General features: G+C 71.6%; 14 protein-coding genes. 3 read left to right on the top strand and 11 right to left on the bottom strand.

Annotated features, from left to right (window positions below; translation table 11 throughout):
- Window positions 1-47 precede the first annotated feature (47 nt).
- Window positions 48-2372, bottom strand: a complete 2325-nt coding sequence (locus ACFWUY_RS00130) for a hypothetical protein (RefSeq protein ID WP_384100243.1) — start codon at window positions 2370-2372, stop codon at window positions 48-50.
- Between the two features lie 14 nt (window positions 2373-2386).
- Window positions 2387-2815, bottom strand: coding sequence for a hypothetical protein (locus ACFWUY_RS00125; protein ID WP_384100241.1), 429 nt, complete (start codon window positions 2813-2815; stop codon window positions 2387-2389).
- 322 nt (window positions 2816-3137) lie between these two features.
- Here ACFWUY_RS00125 and ACFWUY_RS00120 point away from each other — a divergent pair, with 322 nt between their 5' ends.
- The 3 genes from ACFWUY_RS00120 to ACFWUY_RS00110 are packed head-to-tail and all read left to right on the top strand — an operon-like array spanning window position 3138 to window position 8430.
- Complete coding sequence (locus tag ACFWUY_RS00120; protein WP_384100239.1) at window positions 3138-4028, top strand: serine/threonine protein kinase; 891 nt, start codon at window positions 3138-3140, stop codon at window positions 4026-4028.
- Between the two features lie 57 nt (window positions 4029-4085).
- A complete protein-coding gene (locus ACFWUY_RS00115; protein ID WP_384100237.1) occupies window positions 4086-6272 on the top strand; it encodes a PQQ-binding-like beta-propeller repeat protein in 2187 nt (728 codons plus the stop codon).
- Between the two features lie 55 nt (window positions 6273-6327).
- Entirely contained in the window at window positions 6328-8430 is a 2103-nt protein-coding gene (locus ACFWUY_RS00110) for a protein kinase (protein WP_384100234.1), read from the top strand.
- A 47-nt stretch (window positions 8431-8477) separates the two neighbouring features.
- On the opposite strand, the gene ACFWUY_RS00105 is transcribed toward ACFWUY_RS00110, so the two are convergent.
- The 9 genes from ACFWUY_RS00105 to ACFWUY_RS00065 all read right to left on the bottom strand — a co-directional run bounded on the left by ACFWUY_RS00105 (window position 8478) and on the right by ACFWUY_RS00065 (window position 20348).
- Entirely contained in the window at window positions 8478-9134 is a 657-nt protein-coding gene (locus ACFWUY_RS00105; RefSeq protein WP_384100231.1) for a hypothetical protein, read from the bottom strand.
- Window positions 9131-11473, bottom strand: a complete 2343-nt coding sequence (locus ACFWUY_RS00100) for a hypothetical protein (RefSeq protein WP_384100229.1) — start codon at window positions 11471-11473, stop codon at window positions 9131-9133. Before ACFWUY_RS00100 ends, ACFWUY_RS00105 begins: the two co-directional genes overlap by 4 nt.
- A gap of 33 nt (window positions 11474-11506) precedes the next feature.
- Window positions 11507-11926, bottom strand: coding sequence for a hypothetical protein (locus ACFWUY_RS00095; RefSeq protein ID WP_384100227.1), 420 nt, complete (start codon window positions 11924-11926; stop codon window positions 11507-11509).
- 48 nt (window positions 11927-11974) lie between these two features.
- Window positions 11975-13156 (bottom strand): type VII secretion-associated serine protease mycosin, encoded by a 1182-nt coding sequence (mycP, locus tag ACFWUY_RS00090; protein ID WP_384100809.1) that lies wholly within the window; start codon window positions 13154-13156, stop codon window positions 11975-11977.
- A 77-nt stretch (window positions 13157-13233) separates the two neighbouring features.
- A complete protein-coding gene (locus ACFWUY_RS00085; protein ID WP_384100225.1) occupies window positions 13234-14718 on the bottom strand; it encodes a WXG100 family type VII secretion target in 1485 nt (494 codons plus the stop codon).
- A 92-nt stretch (window positions 14719-14810) separates the two neighbouring features.
- On the bottom strand, window positions 14811-15281 hold the full coding sequence (locus tag ACFWUY_RS00080; RefSeq protein WP_384100223.1) for a hypothetical protein: 471 nt from the start codon (window positions 15279-15281) through the stop codon (window positions 14811-14813).
- 122 nt (window positions 15282-15403) lie between these two features.
- The gene (locus ACFWUY_RS00075; protein ID WP_384100221.1) at window positions 15404-17725 is read right to left on the bottom strand and encodes a xanthine dehydrogenase family protein molybdopterin-binding subunit; all 2322 of its coding nucleotides are present in this window, start codon (window positions 17723-17725) and stop codon (window positions 15404-15406) included.
- Window positions 17722-19476: a 2Fe-2S iron-sulfur cluster-binding protein gene (locus ACFWUY_RS00070; protein WP_384100219.1), complete on the bottom strand. Its 1755-nt coding sequence runs from the start codon at window positions 19474-19476 to the stop codon at window positions 17722-17724. The genes ACFWUY_RS00075 and ACFWUY_RS00070 overlap by 4 nt, the downstream gene beginning before the upstream one ends.
- Window positions 19473-20348: an FAD binding domain-containing protein gene (locus ACFWUY_RS00065; protein WP_384100217.1), complete on the bottom strand. Its 876-nt coding sequence runs from the start codon at window positions 20346-20348 to the stop codon at window positions 19473-19475. The genes ACFWUY_RS00070 and ACFWUY_RS00065 overlap by 4 nt, the downstream gene beginning before the upstream one ends.
- Window positions 20349-20580: the final 232 nt, after the last annotated feature.

Raw genomic sequence — 20580 nt, 5'->3', positions numbered from 1 at the left:
CGCGGCGATCCCTGACAGTCTCCGCGTCTTGCTCACTGTCCGCCGCCTCACTTGTTCGCGGTAAGGTCGTCGACGCTCTTCGCGCCCGTGTTGTACGAGTACTCGATCTCGCGGATCAGTTCCTGCCGCTCGGTCTGCGTCAGCCCCTGCATCTCGGCGACGTTGAGCGCGGGAACGACCACGGCGCGACGGCCTTCCTGGCGGGCGTCCACGACGGCGGAGTCCGCGTCGTCGTCGTTCTTGTACTCGTTGTCCTTGAGGTACTGCAGGGTGTCCGAGGCGTAGCCCGTGCTGATCGTGGAACCGACGGTCTCCATGATGATCGGGACCGCGGTCGCCGCCACGAGTCCCGCGGCGGGCCCGAGCACCACGGCGGAGCCGACGCCGACCACCGCGGCGACACCGCCGCTGACGGCGGACTTCCGCCACTCGGCCTGCTTCTCCATCTCCAGGTTCTTGGCCTCCTCCTGGTCCTTGAACTCCAGGGAGATGGCGTCGATTCGCGACTCGTCGAGGATGCCGTGCACCTTGGTCGAGTTGTGGAGGAGGGTGAGCTGGGAGTCCTTGTCCCCCTCCAGCGCCTTCAGACCGCCGGCCTCGAAGACCTGCTGTGCGGCGGAGAGCGTCTTGTACCCGTCTTCGTCGCCCGCGACGGCGTTCATGAACCGGAGGCTGGCGCCATCGCCGAAGTCCGTGCGGGAGCTTCCGTCGCTGCTCACGCCGAAGAGCTTGTCCCGGCCGAGGGCGTCGCCGGAATCCCCGAAGTTGTACGTCGAGTAGTTCAGGTCGTCGATGTACGCCGCGCCCATCCGGCCGAGACTGTCCATCAGCGGCTTGTGCTGCTCGCGCAGTTCGGTGTTCGTCCCGTACGAGTCGATGACCTGCTTCATGATCTCGGCGGACTTCTCGTCGCGGTGCAGCTGGGGGCTGGGGTCGTCCCAGCCGTGGCCCGTGGTCGCCGCCTCCAGGGCGTGGCCGAGGGCGTCCGGCATGTACTCGGCGGTCTTCTTCCAGTCGTCCGGGTTGTGCCCCTCGATGTCGGGGAAGAACTCGTACTCCTTGTTCTGGAAGTACTTCAGGTAGCCGTCGTTCTGGTTCCCGTCCTTCTTCGGGTCCAGGTCGATCGTGCCCCCGACGCTGCCGTCCTTGTTGTAGGACGTCGGCTCCTTGGAGAAGTACTCCTTCGACGCCTCCGGGCTGTGCCCCAGCGCCTCCAGCATCGAGACCATCGGGTCGAAGCCGGAGCCGTTGACGCCCGACGGGTTGTACTGGTTCTTGAGCCAGCCGCCGCCCATCGGCTTGCTGTCGGCGAACATGTACGGGTCCTTGGCGTGGAGCTGGGTGACGTGCTCCGCGATCGGGACCAGGAACTTCTTGTCGTAGTCGCCGTAGCGCATGATCCCGCCGAGCAACTGGTACCCGTAGGCCGGGTTGTTGTCGTACTTGACGAGCGGGATGCGTTCCGTGCCGAGCTTGCGCATCTCCGTGGACCACTTGTCGGTCCACGCGTCGCCGCCCTGCGTGGCCGTCGCCAGGTTCATGCCCAGGTTCCGCTGGAGGTCCTGGACGTCGGCGAGGCGCTGCTTGTCGACCTTCGAGTAGTCGTACGTGTCCGTGGACAGCTGGCCGAAGAACTCCAGCGCGCCCTTCGGCCCCATGCCGTCGTAGAAGGTCCGGGAGAACTCCTTCGAGCCGCTGTTGTCCTTCAGCAGCTCGTTGAGGCGCATCAGCTCCTCGTGGGAGATGTCCCGGCCCTTCTTCGCCAGGTCGACGGCGCGCTGCGCCTCCTCGGCGTCGAGACTCGTGTACTTCGGCGCGCTGAAGTCGTGCTTGTCGCCGGTGATGTTGGCCTTGAGGGCGTTGGAGCAGGCCACGTCCGCGTCGTCGCAGGTCTCCACGATCGCGTCGATCCGCCGCTGCATCGCCTCGATCTCGGCGCGCTCCTTGCGGACCATGTCCTGGAAGTCGGGGTCGTGCCGCATCCCCTGGTCCTTGGTCGAGGACAGCGGCTCCACGGCCTCGACCGTGCCGTTGGAGGTCACCCTGAAGCGTTTGGCCGGGGCCTCCGTCTCGACGATCTTCTTGAGGTCGTCCTTCGCCTTCTTGAAGGCGTTGTAGCCGTCCTCCAGGACCTTGTGGATGCCGTCGGCGGCCTTGGCCGCGTCGTCGAACTCCTTCGCGGTCTTGTCCACGAACGGCTTCGTGACCTCGGCGTTCACCCCGCGCCAGTAGTCGTCCTTGGCCTTCGCCGCCATCGTCGTACGGGCGTCCGCGGCGAGGGTTTCCAGCTTGCCCTTCATCGCGGACCAGTCGTCGGCCGCGGCCTTCATCTTGTCCAGGGGCGCCTGGTAGACGTTGTCATAGGTCAGCACAGCAGGTCCCCCGCCTACTTGAAGTACTCGTTGATCCTGGAGGCCGAGAAGGCCGCCGTGATGTCCGCCTCTTCCTTGGCGTGCGAAGCCGCGCTGTAGTCGAGGTGGTTGGAGATGTTGGCGCAGGCGTCGAGCAGCGTGTTCAGCTGCGATCTCCACGTCTCCTGCACGGTCGACATCGCGGAACCGGTGAGGAAGCCGTGGCTGGACATGCCCGTCGCCGCCTCCGTGGTGCTCGTACGGGCGTGGTTCCCGTCCTTGAGCAGCCGGCCGTGCAGCGCGTACGCGGCGCTGCCGATGGCTCCCAGCTTGTCCTGGTCGACGCCGAGGTCGGCGTTCCCGCCGCCTCCGCCGCCGGGCTCGGGAGCGACCTGGTTGAGCCTCATGCCCACGGTGTCCGTGGACGTGGACCGGACCGACGCCCACTCCTGATCGAACGACATGCTCTCCCCCGCGACGGTGATCGTTCCGGCTTCGCCTCAGCAAGTTCCGTGCCCACGGAAACACGGCGATCGTAAACCCCTGGGCCACCGTTCGAGCCACCCCCAGGGGGAATCACCGTCGCCCACGGCATCTTCACGGCCGCCGCACGCCGACTTCACCTTCGCAACCCGGACAGCCCGGACTTTCCCGGACCACACCGCGGCCCGGGCACCACGGAACACGTCCCCGCGGCCCTCCCGGGCACGGCCCCGTGCCCTCGCCTCGGTAGGCTCGGCCCGCCCCCGTCACCACGGGGCGCACGGACGACGGGGGGCAGTACCGGTGGAACAGTCGCGCACACAGCAGGAGTCCGCGCGGCGGATCGGCCCGTTCCGGCTGATCACCCGTCTCGACCCGCCCCACGCCGCAGCGCCCTGCCGCCGGTTCGTGGCCCGCACCGAGGACGGCACGCACACCGTGCTCCTGAGCACCCCGCTGCCCGGTACCGACCCCGCCCGGTTCACCGCCGAGGCCGACGCCGCCCGGCACCTCATCGGCCCCTGGGTCGCCCCGGTGACGGCCGTGGCAGGGCCCGGTGAAGCCCCCTGGTACGCGAGCCCGTACGTCCCGGCGCTCCCGCTCCCGGTGGCCCTCGCCGTCCACGGCGGCCCGTTGCCCGAGGCCACCGTCCGGGCCGTCGGCGCCACCCTCGCCGAGGCGCTCTCCGCCGCGCACGGCCAGGGCCTCACCCACGCCGGGGTGTCCCCCGCCGCCGTCCTGCTCACCGCCGACGGCCCCCGCCTCACCTGCTACGGCGCGGTGCGGGCCGCCTCGGCCGACGGCGAGCCCCGCGCCGGTCTGCCCGGCCTCGACCCCGGGGCGCTCGCCCCCGAGCAGGCCTCCGGGGGCCGTCCGCGGCCGCCGGGTGACGTCTTCGCGCTCGGCGCCGTCCTCGCGTACGCCGCCACCGGGCACACCGTCCCCGAGCGGGACGAGATCCCGCCCGCCCTGCGCACGCCGATCGCCGCCTGTCTGGCCCGCGACCCGGCCGACCGGCCCACGGCCGCCGCCCTGATGGCCTCGCTGGCCCCGCCGACCTCGCACGAGACGGTCCTGAACTCGGCCGGCTCGCTGCTGGCCCCCGGCTGGCTGCCGGGCCGGGTGGTCGCCGCGCTCGCCCGACAGTCCTCCGAACTCCTCGCCGCCGAACTCACCGAGCCGGCCCGGGTCTGAAGCCCCCGCTCTCCTCTCCTCTCCTCTCCGCTCCCTGGATCTGACGGACCTGACCTCATGCTGTCGCCCCTGACCCACGACGACCCGGCCGACATCGCCACGTACCGTCTCCTCGCCCGCCTCGGCTCCGGCGGCATGGGCACGGTGTATCTGGCGCGCACCCCCGGCGGCCGTACCGTCGCCCTGAAGACCGTGCACGCGCGGCTCGCCACCGACCCCGCCTTCCGGGCCCGTTTCCGCCTGGAGACGGACGCGGCGCGGATCATCGGCGCCCGGCACGGCGCGGCCGTCGTCGACGCCGATCCACTGGCCGAGACGCCGTGGCTGGCCACCGAGTACGTCCTCGGTCCGCCGCTCGACGACGCCGTCGCCCTCGGCGGCCCGCTCCCCGAGCCGACCGTCCGCGCGCTGGGCGCCGCGCTCGCCGGGGCCCTCGCCCAGCTGCACTCGTCGGACGTGGTCCACCGGGACCTGAAGCCGTCGAACGTCCTGGTCACCGCGTACGGCCCGAAGATCATCGACTTCGGCATCGCCCGCGCGGCCGGCGACGAGCGCCTCACCCGGACGGGGGCGGCGGCCGGCACGCCCGCCTTCATGTCGCCGGAACAGGCGAGCGGCCAGGAACACCCGCCCGCGGGTGACGTGTTCGCGCTCGCCGGCGTCCTCGTCTTCGCCGCCACGGGCCACGGCCCCTTCGGTACGGGCTCCCCCGCCGACCTCCTCTACCGCGTCCGCTATGCCGAGCCCGACCTCACCGGCGTACCGGAGACTCTTCTTCCGATCCTGACGGCCTGCCTCGCCAAGGACCCGGCCGGCCGGCCCACCACCGGCACCCTGATCGACCACCTCCACGACGGCCACGGCGAGTTCGCGGACCACCTCCCGCCCCTGCTCCTCACCGACATCGCCCGCCGCGCGACGGACGTCTGGCTGCACGCACCCCACCGCCTCCCGGCGCCGGCGGAGTCGGCGGTCGCGGAGACCACCCCGAACACCCCCCTCTCCCGCCGCCGCGCCCTCACCCTGGGCGGCGGCTCCCTGCTGGGCCTGGCTGGAGCGGGGGCGGGGGTGTGGGCGTGGCTGGGGTCGCGGGACACGGGCCGGTCCACCGGCGGTGCCCCGGCCCCGACGGGCCCCACCGCCGTCCCCGCCCCGACCTCCGCCGACGGATCCCCCGCGCCGCTGTGGCAGGACTCGGTCCTCGACCGCGAGGAGAAGACCACCCCGCTGCTCGCCGGTGACGACGTCGTGGGCTTCGCCGAGACCGTCTCGTTCCGCGCCGTCGACACGAAGACCGGCAGCGAGCTCTGGGAGGAGTCGGCCGTCATGGAACCTCACCAGATCACCACCGACGGCACGCACTTCTACCTTTCCGACGGCCCGTTCGAGGGTCCCGGTGCCCTCAAGATCCGCACGCTGGCGCCGCGCACCGGGAAGGAGGCCGCCCGGACGATCGTGCTGAAGGGGATCGACGGAACGACCACGGAGCTCATCACCGCGGGCGGCGGGCTCCTCTTCACCGCCTCGCGCCTGGGCAAGCGGGAGATCGACCCGGACGCGGACAACGTCGGCTGGCACCTGCTCGCCGTCGACCTGCGGACGGGCAAGGAGGCCTGGCGGCAGCCCTACGAGTGGGACGGCGTCCGGCCCTGGCTCGCCCAGATCGTCGGGGACCGGCTGATCCTCGGCAAGAACAGCGGCGACCTCGAGACCTTCCTCGTCCAGGCGCGGGACGCGCGCACGGGCTGGCAGCTGTGGAAGCGACGGCTCCCGCTGACGGCGTCCGACGGGTTCATCCCCGGCCATCTCACCCTCGACGACCGGCACGTCTACACGGGCGGCGACCGTCTCCGGGCGGTGCGCCTGACGGACGGGGCGATCGCCTGGGAGCACGGCACCGGCACCGACCCGCTGGGCTACGGGGTCCCCGTCGTCGCGGGCGGCCTCGCCTACACGAACGTGAGCGGGCAGGGTCTCGTGGCCGTCGAGACCACCTTCGGCATCGAGCGCTGGAGGGAGAAACCCGGGAGTCGTCCGCTGACCCCTCGCTCTCTCGTCAAGCCGGTGATCGGCACGAAGTACGCCTACGCCCCTGTACGGGGCGGTCTGAGCGCGGTCGACCTGACGACCAGAACCTCGGCCTGGGTCTTCCCCACGGACGCCACGCGCTACGTCGTCGACCAGGAGCGGAGCCGCATCATCGGGGCCGGGACGTCGTCCGTGATGGCGATCCCGTTCGAGTGAGCCCCCGCCCCCCAGCCACCACCGCCACCGCCACCGAACCGGAAAGCATCTCCTCGTGACCACGCAGCCCCTCGCCGTCGGCGATCCGCTCCGGCTCGGCCCGTACCGCCTGCTCGGCGTCCTCGGCGAGGGCGGCATGGGCAAGGTGTACGTGGGCCGGGACGGCTCCGGAACACCCGCCGCCGTCAAGGTCCTCCGCCCCGAACTCGCCCACGACCAGCACCTCGCCCAGCGCTTCGTCCGCGAGGCCGACATGGCGCGGGCCGTCACCAGCAAGGGCGTGGCCCGGGTCCTCGCGGCACAGACCGAAGGCGGACGGCCGTGGATCGCCGCCGAGTTCCTCGCCGGGCCGACACTCGACGAGGCCGTCCGCGCGTACGGGCCGATGGACGTGTCCACGGTCCGCGCCCTCGCCGCACAGCTCGCCCGCACCCTGCACGACATCCACGCCGCCGGGCTCGTCCACCGCGACCTCAAGCCCGCGAACATCGTGCTCACCTCGACGGGCCCGCGGATCATCGACTTCGGCATCGCCCGCCCCGAACACGGCCTGACCCTCACGACGACGGGCCAGATCCCGGTCACTCCGGGGTACGGGGCCCCCGAGCAGGTCCTCGGGCAGCGGGTCGGACCGGCGTCGGACGTCTTCTCTCTCGGCGCGGTCCTCGCGTACGCGGCGAGCGGCCGGCGCGCCTTCGACGGCGCGCACGTGGCGGCGGTCCAGTACGAGGTCGTGCACGGCGCCCCGGACCTGAGCCTGGTACCGCCGGAGCTCCAGGAGCTCATCGGGCCGTGCCTGGCGAAGGACCCCGCGTTCCGCCCGGCGCCCTCGGGGATCGCCGAGGCCTTCGCTCCGCCGAAGGGAGCCGACCGCGCCTGGCGCAAGGGGCCGCTCGCCGAGGACATCAAGCGGCGCGAGACGGCCACGAAGCGCCTGGCGGCACCCGCGGACACCGCCGTCCCCTCCTCCTCGCCGACCCGGCGGCGCTTCCTGACCGGCGCGGCCGTGGGCGTGGCGGTCCTGGGCGCGGGCGGCGGGGCGGGGGCCTGGTGGCTGAACCGGGAGGGTGTGGAGAAGTCACCGACCGCCGACGTGCCGCCCGCCGTGCCGACCCCCGAGGCGGCCTTCGTGTCGATCATCGACACCCCGTACGGCAAGGTCCCCGATCCCCTGTGGGGGCCCCGGCAGGTCGCCGCACCGAACGGCCCCGTGCCGTTCCCCGTAAGGGATGTGGTGATCATGGAGGCGGCGGAGGGCGGGCTGCTCGCGCTCTCCGTGACGGACGGCAAGGAGCGCTGGCGGGCCAAGGAGATCGACGCCGCCGCCGGTTTCGTCTCCGTCGACGACCGGCTCGTCGTGGGCGTGGACAAGAACGGCGTCGCGCACGCCTTCGTCGCCTCCACCGGGAAGCCCGTCTGGCAGAGCCAGAACGACGTCGACCACCTCCTGGCCGCCGACGACACCCACGTCTACCTGGTGACCCTGAAGAACGAACTCCGCGCGCTCGACGCCTGGACCCTCACCACGACCTGGACGCGCCCGATGCCGTCCCCCCGCTTCCCGACCGGCCCGGCGAAGGCCGCGGTGGGCAGGAAGCGGCTGGTGATCCACGGCAGGGACGGCCTCGTGACCGCGCTCTTCGCGGAGACGGGCGAGACGGACTGGTACGTCAGGAACCAGGGCACCGACGGCGAGACCCCCGTCCTCGGCGACAACATCGCCTACCTGGGCGGCCGTGTGCTCATGGCCCGCCGGCTCGACCGCGGCGACTACCTGTGGGACGAGGAGGCCACGGGCGAGGAGCCCTGGGAAGCGTTGGCCACGGACGGCGACTACCTCATCGCCGTCAGGGGCTACCAGGTCTACCGCTACAGCACGATGCGGGACACCCACTACCCGCTCTCCGACTGGACTGTGGTCATGGACGGTCTGGGCGAGAGCGCGGGTCCCCGCAACCCCCCTGCCGCGGCGGGCGCGACCATCTGGGTCAGCTCACCCGACAACAGCCAGGTCGAGGTCTTCCACGAGACCACCGAGGAGAGCCTCTTCACCGTGACGGTCCCGCGCGAGGGCCCCTACCAGCTGGCGGCCGCCGGCAACCGCGTCTTCATCGCCCGCGGCGGCCGGGTCTACGCCATGCCGGTATACGGCCAGTGAACCGGCTCACCGGTCGACGACCGGTGAGCCGGGCCCGTTCTGCCGTGTCAGGACGTCGGGTTCGCGGTCGGCGTGGGCACACCCGTCGCGAGCCCGTCCTCCTCGCAGCCCAGCTCCTTGGAAACCTTCCGGGCCGCCGCGTTGGCGAGGGTGATCTGCTCGTCCCTGATACCCGGGTGATCGGCCTCGTTCTCGTCCGCCCGCTCCAGCTCGACGTCGAGGATCATCTCGTGGGCCGGAGGCTTCATCCTGCACGTGAAGTAGATGGAGGCGTAGAGGTCGGACGAGGTCGCCAGCCGACCGGTGGAATAGGTCGTCGTGGACTGCTTCCCGGCATCGCCTGTGGGCACGGCGAGAGCCTCGCGAAGAGTGATGGTCAGGACGTTCTTCTCGTCCCCGGCCGTCTCCAGCGCGCAGAACGGAATACCTCGCGTCCGCTTCTTGCCGCTCTGCGGAGTCGTTGCCGCCTTCCGGAGGTCGGTGCGTACCTTCTCCGGCTCGGACCCGGCACTCGTCAGCGATGCGTCCTTGCCCGCGATGGCCTCCAGCGCGGAGGACACAGCGGGGTCCTTGGCGAATCCACCGCAGACCTCCGCTGCCGACTGCCCCTTGGGCCCTGCCTCGCCACCTGCGGAACAGGCCGAGGCGAGCACGGCGACGAGGAGGGAGCCGATCACCATGCCCCGCGAGCGGTTCACCCTCATGTGACCTTGCCGTCCTTCTTCTCGTCGTACGGATCGGGCAGAGAGTCGTCTCTGACGTGGCCGCGGCTGTCCTTGACGTACTTCGTCAGCTCCTCCTCCAGGAAGTTGCCGTCGTCCTCACTCCAACCGGGAGCCCTTGCGTAGGCCTGTCCAGGCATCAACGCATTGGTCTTGCCCGTATCCAGCGCCTCGTCCTTGAGGTCGTCCGACTTCTTCTTGAGCAGTTCGTCCTCTTCGTACTTCTTGGCGATGTCATCGGCTTCCATCCCGATGAGGGTGGTCACGGCCCCGCCGACGGTTTCGGCCGCCAGAGGAACGAGCACGGTTCCCGCCCCGCCGGTGGCCACCGCGATGCCGCCCGCGACCGTCGCACCGACTCCGAACTTGACCCAGTCCGTCGTCCGGCTGACAGCCTTCTTGTGCTCTTCGGAGTCGATCGCGTACTGCTGATCGATCTGACCCATCCGCGACTGGTCGAAGATGGCGTGCGTCTCGGCACCGATGCGCAGTGTGGTCTTCGCGTCGGTGAGATCGAGTTCGCGTGCGGGTCCCGAACCCGGCTTGGGGGCGACCTCGTCCATGACGCTTGTCGTGTAGATCGTCTGGGCGGTCGAGAGCTGGGCATGGCCGGTCTCGCTCTGCGCGACCGTCCCCAGGAAGTTGACGGCGTCGCCCCTGTTGAACAGCAGGGTCGACTCGAACTCCTTACCGAACCGGGGCTCGCCCTTCTCGTCCTTCCCCGCGCCGAACGGCGAGTTGGGCATCTCCTGCATCGACGTCTGGTTCTCCTGCTCCAGTGAGCGGTTGAACTCGTCGATGTACGCGGCCCCCATACGGCCCAGACTGTCGTCCATGCCGGGCTGCTGATGCATGAACTTCGGGTCGCTGCCGTACCGCTCGACGACCTTCTGCATGACCTCCGCGTTCTCCTTGGTCCGTACGTCCTTGAGGCCCTCGGCCTCGGCGTCGTACGGGTGGCCGGTGGTCGCGGACTCCAGGGCGTGGCCGAGCGCGTTGTAGCCGGGCTCCTTGGTCCCGTCACCCTTGTCGTTCAGCTCCTCGGGCCACTGGCGGTCCTTGGAGAAGTAGTCGAAGGGGTCGAGCTTCTTGTCGTCCTTGGTGTTCTCGGGCGTGACGTCGATGCTGCTGTTGAAGAAGTCCGTCGACGCCTTGGGGTTGTGCCCGAGCGCCTCCATGAAGCCGATCATGGGGTCCTTGCCCAGGTCGCCGCCCTGCCAGTTCAGGTGGCTCGGCATCCCGGTCATCTGCTGCCAGGCCCGGTCGGCGGGCAGCCGCCCGTCGTGGGTCATCTTCCGTTCGGTGACGACGAGACCGTTGCCGTAGTCCTTCAGGAACTTGTCGTCGTAGTCGCCGACCCGCATCAGGTTGCTCATGACCTGGAAGCCGTACGGGCTGGTGCCGCGCGTCTGGATCGGCTCGCTGCCGGCCTTGATGACGTCGGCCTTCCACTGCTCCATCTCGGGGCTCGTCGAGTGGGTCGCGGTGGCGAGCGTCAGACTCCAGTTCGTCTGGAGTTCCTTCAGCTTGTCGCGGTGGTCGATGCCGAGGCGCGAGCCGTCGCTGGGGTCGCCCATGTCGGCCCAGTACTCCATGCTGCCCTTCGGCCCGACCTCCAGGGCGAACTTCTCGGCGAAGTACGGGTCCTTCTGGTTGGCCTTGAACAGGGCGTTGAGCCTGTCGAGCTCCGCCGGGGTGGCGTCGTCGCCCTTCTTGTACAGCTCGTAGGCGGCGTGCGCGTCCTCGGCGTCCTGCGCCTTCGAGGCCGCCTTGAGGGAGTCGTACCTCGTGTCGGAGAAGTTGTTCTTGTCGTTGCCGACGAGTCCGCGCAGGGCGCGGGAGGCCACGTCGTCGGCGTTGTTCGCCCGGTCGATCGCGGCCTTGACCGCCGCGTTCATGGCCTCGAAGTCGGCCGGCTGGGGCTTGGGTCCGTCGTAGTCCTTGGAGCGGCTGTCGGGCCGGATGAGATGGCTGACGACGCCGCCCTGGTCGATGCGCATGCCCTTGCCCGGGGCCTCTTGGACGAGCTTCTCGAGCTCGGTCTTGGCGGCCTGGAACTCGCTCTCGGCGTCCCGCAGGATGTTGCGGATGCTGGTCGCCTCGGTCAGGGCGTCGCCGAACTCCTTGGCGGTCTTCCGGACGAACGCCTGGGTCACCCCGGCGTTCTCGCCCTTCCAATCGGCTTTGTCGGCCTTGCCCTGGAGGCCGGTCTCGGCCTTCTCCTTGGTCTTCTGCAGCTTGGACACCGTCTCCGACCAGACGGTGACGGCCTCCTTGAGGCTGCCGAGTCGGGCATGGAGGACCTGGTCGAACGTCAGCATCGGTTTCCCTCGTCAGCCCTCGCGGGCCGCGGATCAGTTGAAGTGCTTGTCGATCGTGGACATGGAGAAGTTCGTGACGAGCACTTCTTCATGGTTGGTGTGGCTGATGACGGTGTCCTCGAGGTGGTTGTGGATGTGCGCGCAGGCGCTGAGGAGCGTCTCGGCCTGGCCGCGCCAGGTGTCCCACATGGTCCACATCGCCGATCCGGTCAGGAACCCGTCGCCGTCGAGGCTCTTGGACGCGGTGCCGGTCTGGGCGCCGGCGTGGAAGGCGTCCCGCTCGAACCAGTGGAAGAGCTCCTGGGCCTCGTTTCCGATCGCCTTGAGCTCGGCGGACGTCACCTTGTAGTCGCTGGAGCCACCGCTGCCTCCACCGGGCTCGGCGGGCACACCGTTGAGCCTCATCGCCGCCGCCTGGCCGCGGGCTTGGCTCCACTCCTCGTCGAACGACATCTACTTCCCCATGCGTGAGTTACGGACGTCCAGCGGCAGGGCGTGGGTTCAGCCCCGGCGTGAACGGAGTACGGATACGGCGACGGCGGCGCCGATCAGGACGGCCGCGCCGATGCCGAGCCCGATCCACAGCCCGGTGTCGCCGCCCTCGTCGCTCGCGACGGGTCCGGGCGCGGGCGCCGCGGAGGAGGGCTCCACCGGCCCCGGGTCGGCCGAGGGCGGGTCGGCGGGACCGGAAGGCGTGGCGGTCGCCGCCTCGGTGAGGTCGTCGATGGGCCGGACGTCGGCCGGGCCGGGGTCACCGGGCGTCTTCAGCGTACGGAGCGGGCGGATGGCGCCGTACCCGACGAAGTCGCTGCGCTTCTCGCCCCCGGAGGGCTTGGCGATGGTGTTGAGCATGACCTTGAGGACCTGGTTGTTGGTCCAGTCGGGGTGCTTCGACCAGAGGAGCGCGGCGGCGGCGGAGGCGAGGGCGGTGGAGTCACTGCTGCCGGAGGACTTGCAGAGGCCGGTACCACCGCCGCAGGCGTGCACGGTGTCCTTGCCCGGGGCGACGACGTCGACCTGGTCGCCGTACTGGGACATGGGGATGCGCTTCCCCTTGTTGTCGACGGCGCCGACACCGACGACCCCGGGGGTCGCCCCCGGATACTCGACCTGATTGCCCTTGTCGCCGCTGTTCCCGACCGCCGCGAAGACGAGAGAACCCTTGTTCAGCGCGTACTTCACCGAGTCGGTGAGGGCCTGCGAGCCTGCGGTGGCTCCCAGCGAGATGTTGATGACCTTGGCGCCGGAATCAGCCGCGTACCTGATCGCCTGAGGGACGACGCGGTTGAACTCCTCGTCGGACTCGGCCACGCTGCCGTCGCCCGCATCGAGTCCCGGAACCCGCACCGGCAGGATCTTCGCGCCCGGCGCCAGGCCGTAGGCTCCGTTCCCACCGTCCCTTGCTCCGGTACCGGCGATCAGGCCGGCCATGCCCGTCCCGTGACCGAGGTAGTCGGTGAACTGATCGCCCGACTCCTCCGGCGCGAAGTCCTTGCCCTGAAGCACCCGACCACTAAGGTCCGGGTTGCTCTTCTCCACACCGGAGTCGATCACCGCGACAGTGACCCCCTCACCGGTGCTGTGCTGCCAGATCTCCTCCGCGCCGAAGGCGTCCAGGTGCCACTGACGGTCCCGGACGCCCGCCGCCTGCGCGGGCACGGAAGCGATGCCCACCAGCAGCATCCCCAAGGCGGCCGAGGCGGCCACTCGGGCACGACTCCGTCGAATACTGCTGGTACGCATCTGCTTCCTCGCGCTGATCAGTCGATGACGGGCGGCGCCGCGCGGCGGTTGCCCTGCTGCCAGGTCTCCTCGTCCTCGACAAGGTAGTCGGGACGCTCTCCGTTCTGCTCCTCGCGGTCGCGGCCGGCCGGCGTGGAGCCTCCGCGCACGAGGCCGGAGCCACCGGGCGTGAAGGGACGCGCGCCGCCGCCTACGGCACCTGCGGCGCCGGCGCGCTGCGCCTTGCCGCCGACGACTCCGCCGGTCTCGCCGGCGAGGCGGCGTCCGCCGCTGATGCCGTTCTGTCCGGCGCCCATGCCGCCGCCCATCGCGCCACCCATGCCGCCGCCCATCGGGCCGCGGCCCATGGCCGTTCCGTTGCGGCCGCCGGTCTCGGTGCCGATGACGGTGCTGCGCGGGATGCCCGTCGAAGGACGGCCCGTCTGGGGCACCTGACGGCCGCCGCTGATGCCCTCACGGGGACCGCCCATGGGGCCGGGCATGCCCGGGAGCCCACGCGGGCCGGTGGTCATCGGGTTGCGCGTGCCGCCGGTGACGGGGCCGGTGAGGCCCACCGGCTTCGGGCCGCCCTTCCCCGTGAAGGGCGGGATACCGGTGGTCGTCACGAACGGAGGCGTACCGCCGTCCGGCTTGGTGACCGGGGGCGGGCCGCCCGGGGTCTGCGTCGTCGGACCTGTCGTGGTCGGCGGCAGGGTGTCGACGCTGTCGATGCCGAGGTCCACCGGAGTCTCAGGCCGCACTTCCGGCCGGATCACATGGATCGGCCTGGTCGTGTCCTCGGACGGCGGGGTCACGGTCGAGTCGGGCGTGGTCCGCGAGTCGGTCGTGGTCCGCGAGTCCGGCTGCGACCGCGTGGACTGCGTCGTGTCCGTGCCCGTGGTCCGCCCGTCACTCTGCGGGGAGGAACCGATGTACTCGGAGCCGTCCCGGATGCCCCGGCTGTCCGGCACGAACGCCCCCGGCGGCGGCGGGAACGTCGGCGGCTTGTTGTTGTCCATGTGGAAGGTGGACCACTTGTACGCCTCCGAGAGGCGGTCCATCTCCTTCGCCGCCGCCTCCTTGTTCGCCGCTTCCTTGGCCTCGATGGCCGCGAGCTCCTCGCTCGCGGCCATCGAGGACCGGGCGTTGCCGGCGATCGTCCGGGAGTCGGGGTCGTTGCGGTACTTCAGCGCCGCTTCGAGGTTCTCCTTGGCGGAGGCGTGGGACGTGTACCGGGGCATGGCGCTCTGCGCCGAGGCGATGGCGATGGAGTTCTCCTCCATCCACTTCGCGCCGCCCTCGCTGTAGTCCGCGAGCGCCTTCGTCGAATTGGCCACGTTGGTGGCCCACTCGGCGAAGGCCTTCTCGGCCTCGCCCTCCCAGTCCATGCGCTCCATGCTGGACTTCAGCTCGGCGGCGATCTTCTCCAGCTGTGCCGCGACCGACTTCAGCCGGCTCGCCGCATCGCCCACGTAGTAGCTACTGGCCTCGTCCAGCCACGCCAACATCTGCTGATGCGACATGGCGCGGAAGTTGGTTCCGCCGCCTCCGCCGCCCTCTGCAGGCCTCATCCCTCGCCTCTTCCCCGTGTCCCCGAAATTCCGTCCGCTCCGGGCTACTTGTAGTCGCCGCCACCCTCGGTGGTCTCGCCGCCTTCACCGGCCGGCGCTCCATTGCCCGCTTCCTTCTCGGCCTTCTGCTTGGCCTCGTAGGTCCGCTGGTGGATCTGGATCATCTTGCGCTTGATGTCGTCGTCCATCTCCTCGAAGCCGTTCTTCGAGGCGACGACCGCGATCCCGAGGCCCTCCAGGCAGTCCTTGAGCAGGCCGGAGAGCTCCACCAGGCGGGAGAGAGTCCCGTCGTACGCCGCGTAGGCGCCCTGGGCCTCGCCCCAGGCGGCGCCGCCGCCGCCGAACTGGGGGCGGGACACCGGCTGGTCCTTCAGCTTCCCGGGACCGGCCTCCGATCCCTGGAGCTGCTCGATGAGGCCCTCGACGCCCTTCCGGAACGTCTCCATGGAGTCGGCGCTGTACTTCACGGCCTGCGCCCGCATCCCGGACGTCAGACCACCCATCTCAGGCAGCATGCTCGCGCTCCTCCCCCGTGAACCACCATGCCGTGTATCGCACACAAGTCTAGGAGTTCACTGTAGTTGGGAACGACGACAGTGCGCACCCCGGGGTTGCACAAGCAACGGACATCACATGATTACGAATTGGGCACGGCCACGGCCGCCTGCGGGCGGATCGGGAGGCGGTTGACCGGGCGTCCGGTCGCCGCACGTACCGCTGAGGCCACTGCGGCGGGTGAGGTGACGACGGGGATCGCGCTCGCCGCCTTGGCGCCGAAGGGGGCCACCACGTCGCGTTCCTCGACGAGTTTCACGATGCGAATGTCCGGGGCATCCAGGGATGTCGGGAGTGCGTAGCCCGTGAAGTCGGGGTGGCGGACCAGGCCGCGGGCGGTGCGGAGGTTCTCCGTGAGGGCCGCGCCGACGCCCTGGGTGACGCCCGCCTCGATGCGGGTGGCGAGCTGGGCCGGGTTGAGGACGCGTCCGACGTCCTGGGCGACGGCCATCTCCACGACGCGTACGGCGCCGAGTTCGATGTCCACGTCGACCACCGCGCGGATCGCACAAAACGCGAGCCCGACGAACGCGTCGCCCTGGCCCGAGTCGTCGAGCGGCTCCGTGGGGTGCGGGCGGCACTGGGCGGTGGCCCAGAGTTCCTTGCCGTCCAGCGCCTCGACGACCGTCGTCGAGAGGACCCCGTCGTACGAGGTGATCTTGCCGTCGGTGATCTGGAGGAGTTCCGTCGACATGCCGAACTGGTGGGCCAGCGGCTGGAGCAGCTGCGTGCGGACCATCTTCGCGGCCCGTTCCACCGCCCCGCCCGAGACCCAGGTGTGACGGCCGTGGGCGGCCGGTCCCGCCGGCGGCTGGTCGGTGTCGACGGGTGCGACGTGGACCTCGTCGATGCCGAGGGTGTCCTGCACGATCTGCCGGGCGAGCGTCGAGAAGCCCGAACCGGTGTCCACCGCCGAGCAGATGACCGTGGCCACCCCGTCCTGGACCCGTACGGTCGCGGTGGAGACCTCGTCGGTGCCTTCCGCGCCCAGCATGTGCACCATGCCGAGCGCGTACCCCACGCCCCGCCGCACCGCGCCGGGTTCGCCCGCGCCCTCCGGGCCGCCGGGGAGCAGCCACTCGCCCTCGGGGGTGTCCTTGGGGAGCGGAGGGAGGGGGAAGTCCCTTACCGCGGACAGGAGTTCGGCCACCGGTGCGGGGCAGGTCACCGTCTGTCCCGTGGGCAGGATGTCGCCGGTCGACATGACGTTCCGCATGCGCAACTCGGCCGGGTCCACGCCCAGTTTCGCCGCCAGTTTGTCCATCTGCGCCTCGTACGCCGCGCAGACCTGCATCGCGCCCTCGCCCCGCACATGGCCGGACGGCGGGTTGTTCGTACGGACCGCCCATCCTTCGACGAAGGCGTGCGGCACGACGTACGGGCCGCAGGCGAAGGCCACGGCCGCCGCGAGCGACTCGGACGAGGAGTCGGCGTACGCGCCCGCGTCGAGCAGGATCTGCGCCTCCACCTTCACCAGGCGCCCCTCCGCGTCCGCGTGGTGGCGGTAGCGCAGGAGGGTCGGGTGGCGGTGGGCGTGGCCGAGGAAGGACTCCTCGCGGGTGGCGGTGAGCTTGACCGGGCAGCCGGTGCGCAGCGCGAGCAGGCCCAGCGGGATCTGGAACCCCGGGTCCTCGCGGTCGCCGGTGGCGCCGGGGACGCCGGTGACGACCAGTTTGACCTGCTCGGGCGGCAGCCCGAAGCAGGCGGCGGCCAGGTCCCGGTCGGTGTGCGGGTCGGTCGACGCGGTGTACAGCTCCACACCGCCGTCCGGGCGCGGCACGGCGAGTCCCGCCTCCGCGCCGATCGGCGCCGGGTCCTGGCGGCCGATCCGGTACAGGCCCTCGACGACGATCTCACCCGTCGCGTCCGGGTCGCCGAAGCGCAGCGGGATGTGCCGGATCAGGTTCCCGTCGGGGTGCAGCGCCTCGGCCGCGAACGCCTTCTCCGGATCGGTCACCGGGTCGAGGAGCTCGTACTCGACGCTGATCGCGGCGGCGGCGAGCCGGGCCGTGTCGGGGTGGTCGGCGGCGACCGCCGCGAGCGCCTCGCCGTGGTGCCGGACCAGGTCCGACGCGAAGACGGGCCGGTCCGCGACCTGCCGGCCGTACGTCGCCGAGCCCGGCACGTCGGCGGCCGTCACCACGGCCCGTACGCCCGGCATCGCGGTCGCGGCGCTGGTGTCCACGGACACGATGCGCGCGTGCGGGTGCGGGGAGCGCAGGATCGCGGCCCAGAGCAGCCCCTCGGCCCACAGGTCGGAGGCGTACGGGAAGGTGCCCTCGGTCTTCGCCCGTGCCTCGGCCTGCGGGAGCGAGGTGCCGAGGCCGTGCGCGGACGGCTCCTGGCCCAGGGCCGCGGGGACGTCCGGTGCCGTGGGAACGGCGGTGGTCGCGTCGCTGCTCACGCCATGCCTCCGTCGTGCGGGTGCGGGATCTGGTGCGGTACACGGGGCTCGCCGGTGCTCTCGGGCGCGGTGGCCGTGGCGCTCGCCTCGCGCTCGGCGACGACGTCCCGTACGGCGTCGAGGACGCCCCGGTAGCCGGAGCAGCGGCACAGGTTGCCGGCGAGCGCCTGGCGGGTCTCCAGGTCCGTGGGGGCGTGGTTGCCCTCGAGCAGGTCGTGCACGGTCATGCACATGCCGGGGATGCAGAAGCCGCACTGGACGGTGCCGCACCTGGCCATGGCCCGCTGCACGTCGGAGGGTTCCCCGTCGACCGCGAGGCCCTCGACCGTCCGCACCTCGCTCCCGGCGGCGGTCGCCGCGGGGACGAGGCAGGAGGCCACGAGCCGGCCGTCGACCTGCACGTTGCACGCGCCGCACTCGCCCTGCGAGCAGCCGTCCTTGGCACCGGCGAGACCGAGGCGCTCCCGCAGGACGTAGAGCAGGGACTCGCCGATCCAGGAACCGGTGACGGGACGGTCGGCGCCGTTGACCCGGAGGGTGTACGAGGTGTGGGGGTGCTCGTCGCTGTCGGTGGAGGCGTGGACGCTCGCACCGGACACCGGCTCGGGGGCCTGGCCGGGTACGACGTCGGGAGCGGGGTCGGACACGTGGTCCGGGACGTGGCCGGGCCCCTCGTCCGGCGCGGGGTCGGGACCGTGACCCTGTACGAGGTCGGGACCGTGACCCTGTACGGGGTCGGCGGCGGGTTCCGGTGCGTGGTCCGGAACGGCCGCGGCCCGCTCCTCCTCCGGCCCGTCGCCCGGCGTCCCCGCCGGGGCCGCCGCCACGGCGGTGGCGGTCGGGTCGCCGACGGCCACCGCCGCCTCCCCGGCCCACTCCCCGTCCTGCTCCTCGCCCCGGGGCTCGGCCACGGCCTCCGCGACCGGCTCCTCCGGGAGCGCCCACGGCGCCGGGGCGCCGCCCGGCAGGGTCGCCGGGGCCTCGGCGTACGGCCTGACGGCCGAGGCGGCGAACCCGTCCGGTTCCCGCCCCGATTCCCCCGGCGCTCCCGACTCTCCCGGCGTGGTGATCTCCGCGGCCTCCGCCGTCTCCGGTACGACCGGAATCTCCCACTGGCCCGTGGCACCGGAGCCGGCGGCGGGCGCCGCCACTCCCGTGAAGCGCCACTCGGCCGTCGCCTGCGGGTCCTGCTCGACGTACTCGACAGGCTCGCCGTGCTCGCCGTGCCCGAACGGTGGCCCGGCCTGCTCGAAGGCCTCACCCGCCCCGAAGGCCCCGCCCGGCCCGAAGCTCTCGCCCCGCCCGAGGGTCCCGCCCTGCCCGAACTGCTCGGGCCGCCCGAACTGCTCGGGCCGCCCGTCGTACCCCGCCTGCTCGCCGTACTCGGCATGCTGCGGGTCGACGTACTCCGCCTGCTGCGGGAAGTACTGCTCCCCGCGCCCGAAGGACGGCGCGTCCTGTTCCCCGTACTCGCCGCCGTCGAAGTACTGCGTCTGCTCCGCCCGCGTCGGCGCGTGCACCGTCCACGGACCCGTCGTCGCCGGGTCCGTCGCCACCGGCGGGGTGAGCGGCTGGAGCGGGGTGATCATCGGCGGTACGTAGCCGTGGCCGGGCGCCTCCAGGGGGACGCCGTCCAGCATGAAGTCGGGCGGCAGCTGGACGAACGCGGTCGCGTCCCCGTCGTAGCCCTCGCTCTGCGGGATCGGCTCCCAGCCGCCGGAGTTCTGGTGCTGCTGGTCGTTGCTGCTCACGACAGTGCCCTCCCCAGTGCCCGTCGGGCGAGTGCGGCGACGGTGCGCCGCAGGTGCAGTACGGCAGGGGGCAACTGTTCGTCGCCCTGCGGGTCCGGGATGCAGGCGGCGGCGACGTACTCGCCGAACGCCGTGAGCGCCTCCGGCGCGAGCCCCCGGTCGTTGTCCCAGTCCACGAGCGAGGCGATCCAGCGCTCCGCCTCGAGGGGGCGCAGCGGCATCGGGGCGACCGCGCCGACCGCGCAGCGCACCCCGCGCCGGGCCGGGTCGAGGACGACGGCGACGGAGGCGGTGGCGCGGGCGGGGCCGGTGCGGCCGGTGGCCTTGACGAAGACCTGGGGGGCGTGGAGGAGCGGGACGCGGACGAAGGCGACGAGCTCGCCGGGGGCGAGCAGGTCGCGGCCGGCGAGCAGGTGGGAGACGGGGATCTCGCGGCTGCCGAGCGGGCCGAGGACGACCAGGTCGGCTTCGAGGGCGGCGAGGACGGGCAGCGAGTCGCCGGTGGGGGCGGCGGTGACGACGTTGCCGCCGAGGGTGCCCGCGTTGCGGATCTGGGGCGGTCCCGCGGCGCGGGAGGCGGCGGCGAGGGCGGGGATGAGGGCGGCGAAGTCGGGGCGGCCCATCCGGGCGTGGGTGAGGCCCGCGCCGAGGAGGGCGTGTCCGTCCTGGTACTGCCAGCCGCGGATCTCGTTGATGCGGCTCAGGCCGACGAGTCCGGCGGGGCGGAGCTGCCCCTTGTTGACGGCGGCCATCAGGTCGGTGCCGCCGGCGACGGGGACGGCGGCCGGCATGGCCGTGAGCGCCGCCACGGCCTCGTCGAGCGAGGCGGGCAGCGTCACGGACTGCGCCGTCTGTGGTGCGTGCGTGGTCAACCCGCTGCCCCTTCCCGGTGTCCCGGTGGTCCCCGACTGTGCCCGGCGGTCGCGCCTGCGTGTGGGCGTACCGTACGTGCTCACAGGCCGGACGTGGCAACTCTGGCACATCTTCCGAGCGGTCCGGCGCGAGGGTCCGCGAAGGACCGTTCCCTCCGGGGCACCCCGCGGAACGACGGTAACTTCCGTTTCGGCGCTGTCGGGTGAAGGGGGGACGTCGGGTCTCTCACAC

Source organism: Streptomyces sp. NPDC058664 (assembly GCF_042716635.1).
In the GTDB taxonomy this organism is placed as follows: Bacteria; Actinomycetota; Actinomycetes; order Streptomycetales; family Streptomycetaceae; genus Streptomyces.
This window is presented reverse-complemented; position numbering and strand designations above follow the sequence as displayed.

What these genes read in the sequence shown, in the direction of transcription:
- ACFWUY_RS00100 (WP_384100229.1), bottom strand. Translation starts at nt 11,473, where the DNA reads ATGCTGACGTTCGACCAGGTCCTCCATGCCCGACTCGGCAGCCTCAAG.
- ACFWUY_RS00105 (WP_384100231.1), bottom strand. Translation starts at nt 9,134, where the DNA reads ATGAGGGTGAACCGCTCGCGGGGCATGGTGATCGGCTCCCTCCTCGTC.
- ACFWUY_RS00125 (WP_384100241.1), bottom strand. Translation starts at nt 2,815, where the DNA reads ATGTCGTTCGATCAGGAGTGGGCGTCGGTCCGGTCCACGTCCACGGAC.
- ACFWUY_RS00095 (WP_384100227.1), bottom strand. Translation starts at nt 11,926, where the DNA reads ATGTCGTTCGACGAGGAGTGGAGCCAAGCCCGCGGCCAGGCGGCGGCG.
- ACFWUY_RS00085 (WP_384100225.1), bottom strand. Translation starts at nt 14,718, where the DNA reads ATGTCGCATCAGCAGATGTTGGCGTGGCTGGACGAGGCCAGTAGCTAC.
- mycP (WP_384100809.1), bottom strand. Translation starts at nt 13,156, where the DNA reads ATGCTGCTGGTGGGCATCGCTTCCGTGCCCGCGCAGGCGGCGGGCGTC.
- ACFWUY_RS00080 (WP_384100223.1), bottom strand. Translation starts at nt 15,281, where the DNA reads ATGCTGCCTGAGATGGGTGGTCTGACGTCCGGGATGCGGGCGCAGGCC.
- ACFWUY_RS00115 (WP_384100237.1), top strand. Translation starts at nt 4,086, where the DNA reads ATGCTGTCGCCCCTGACCCACGACGACCCGGCCGACATCGCCACGTAC.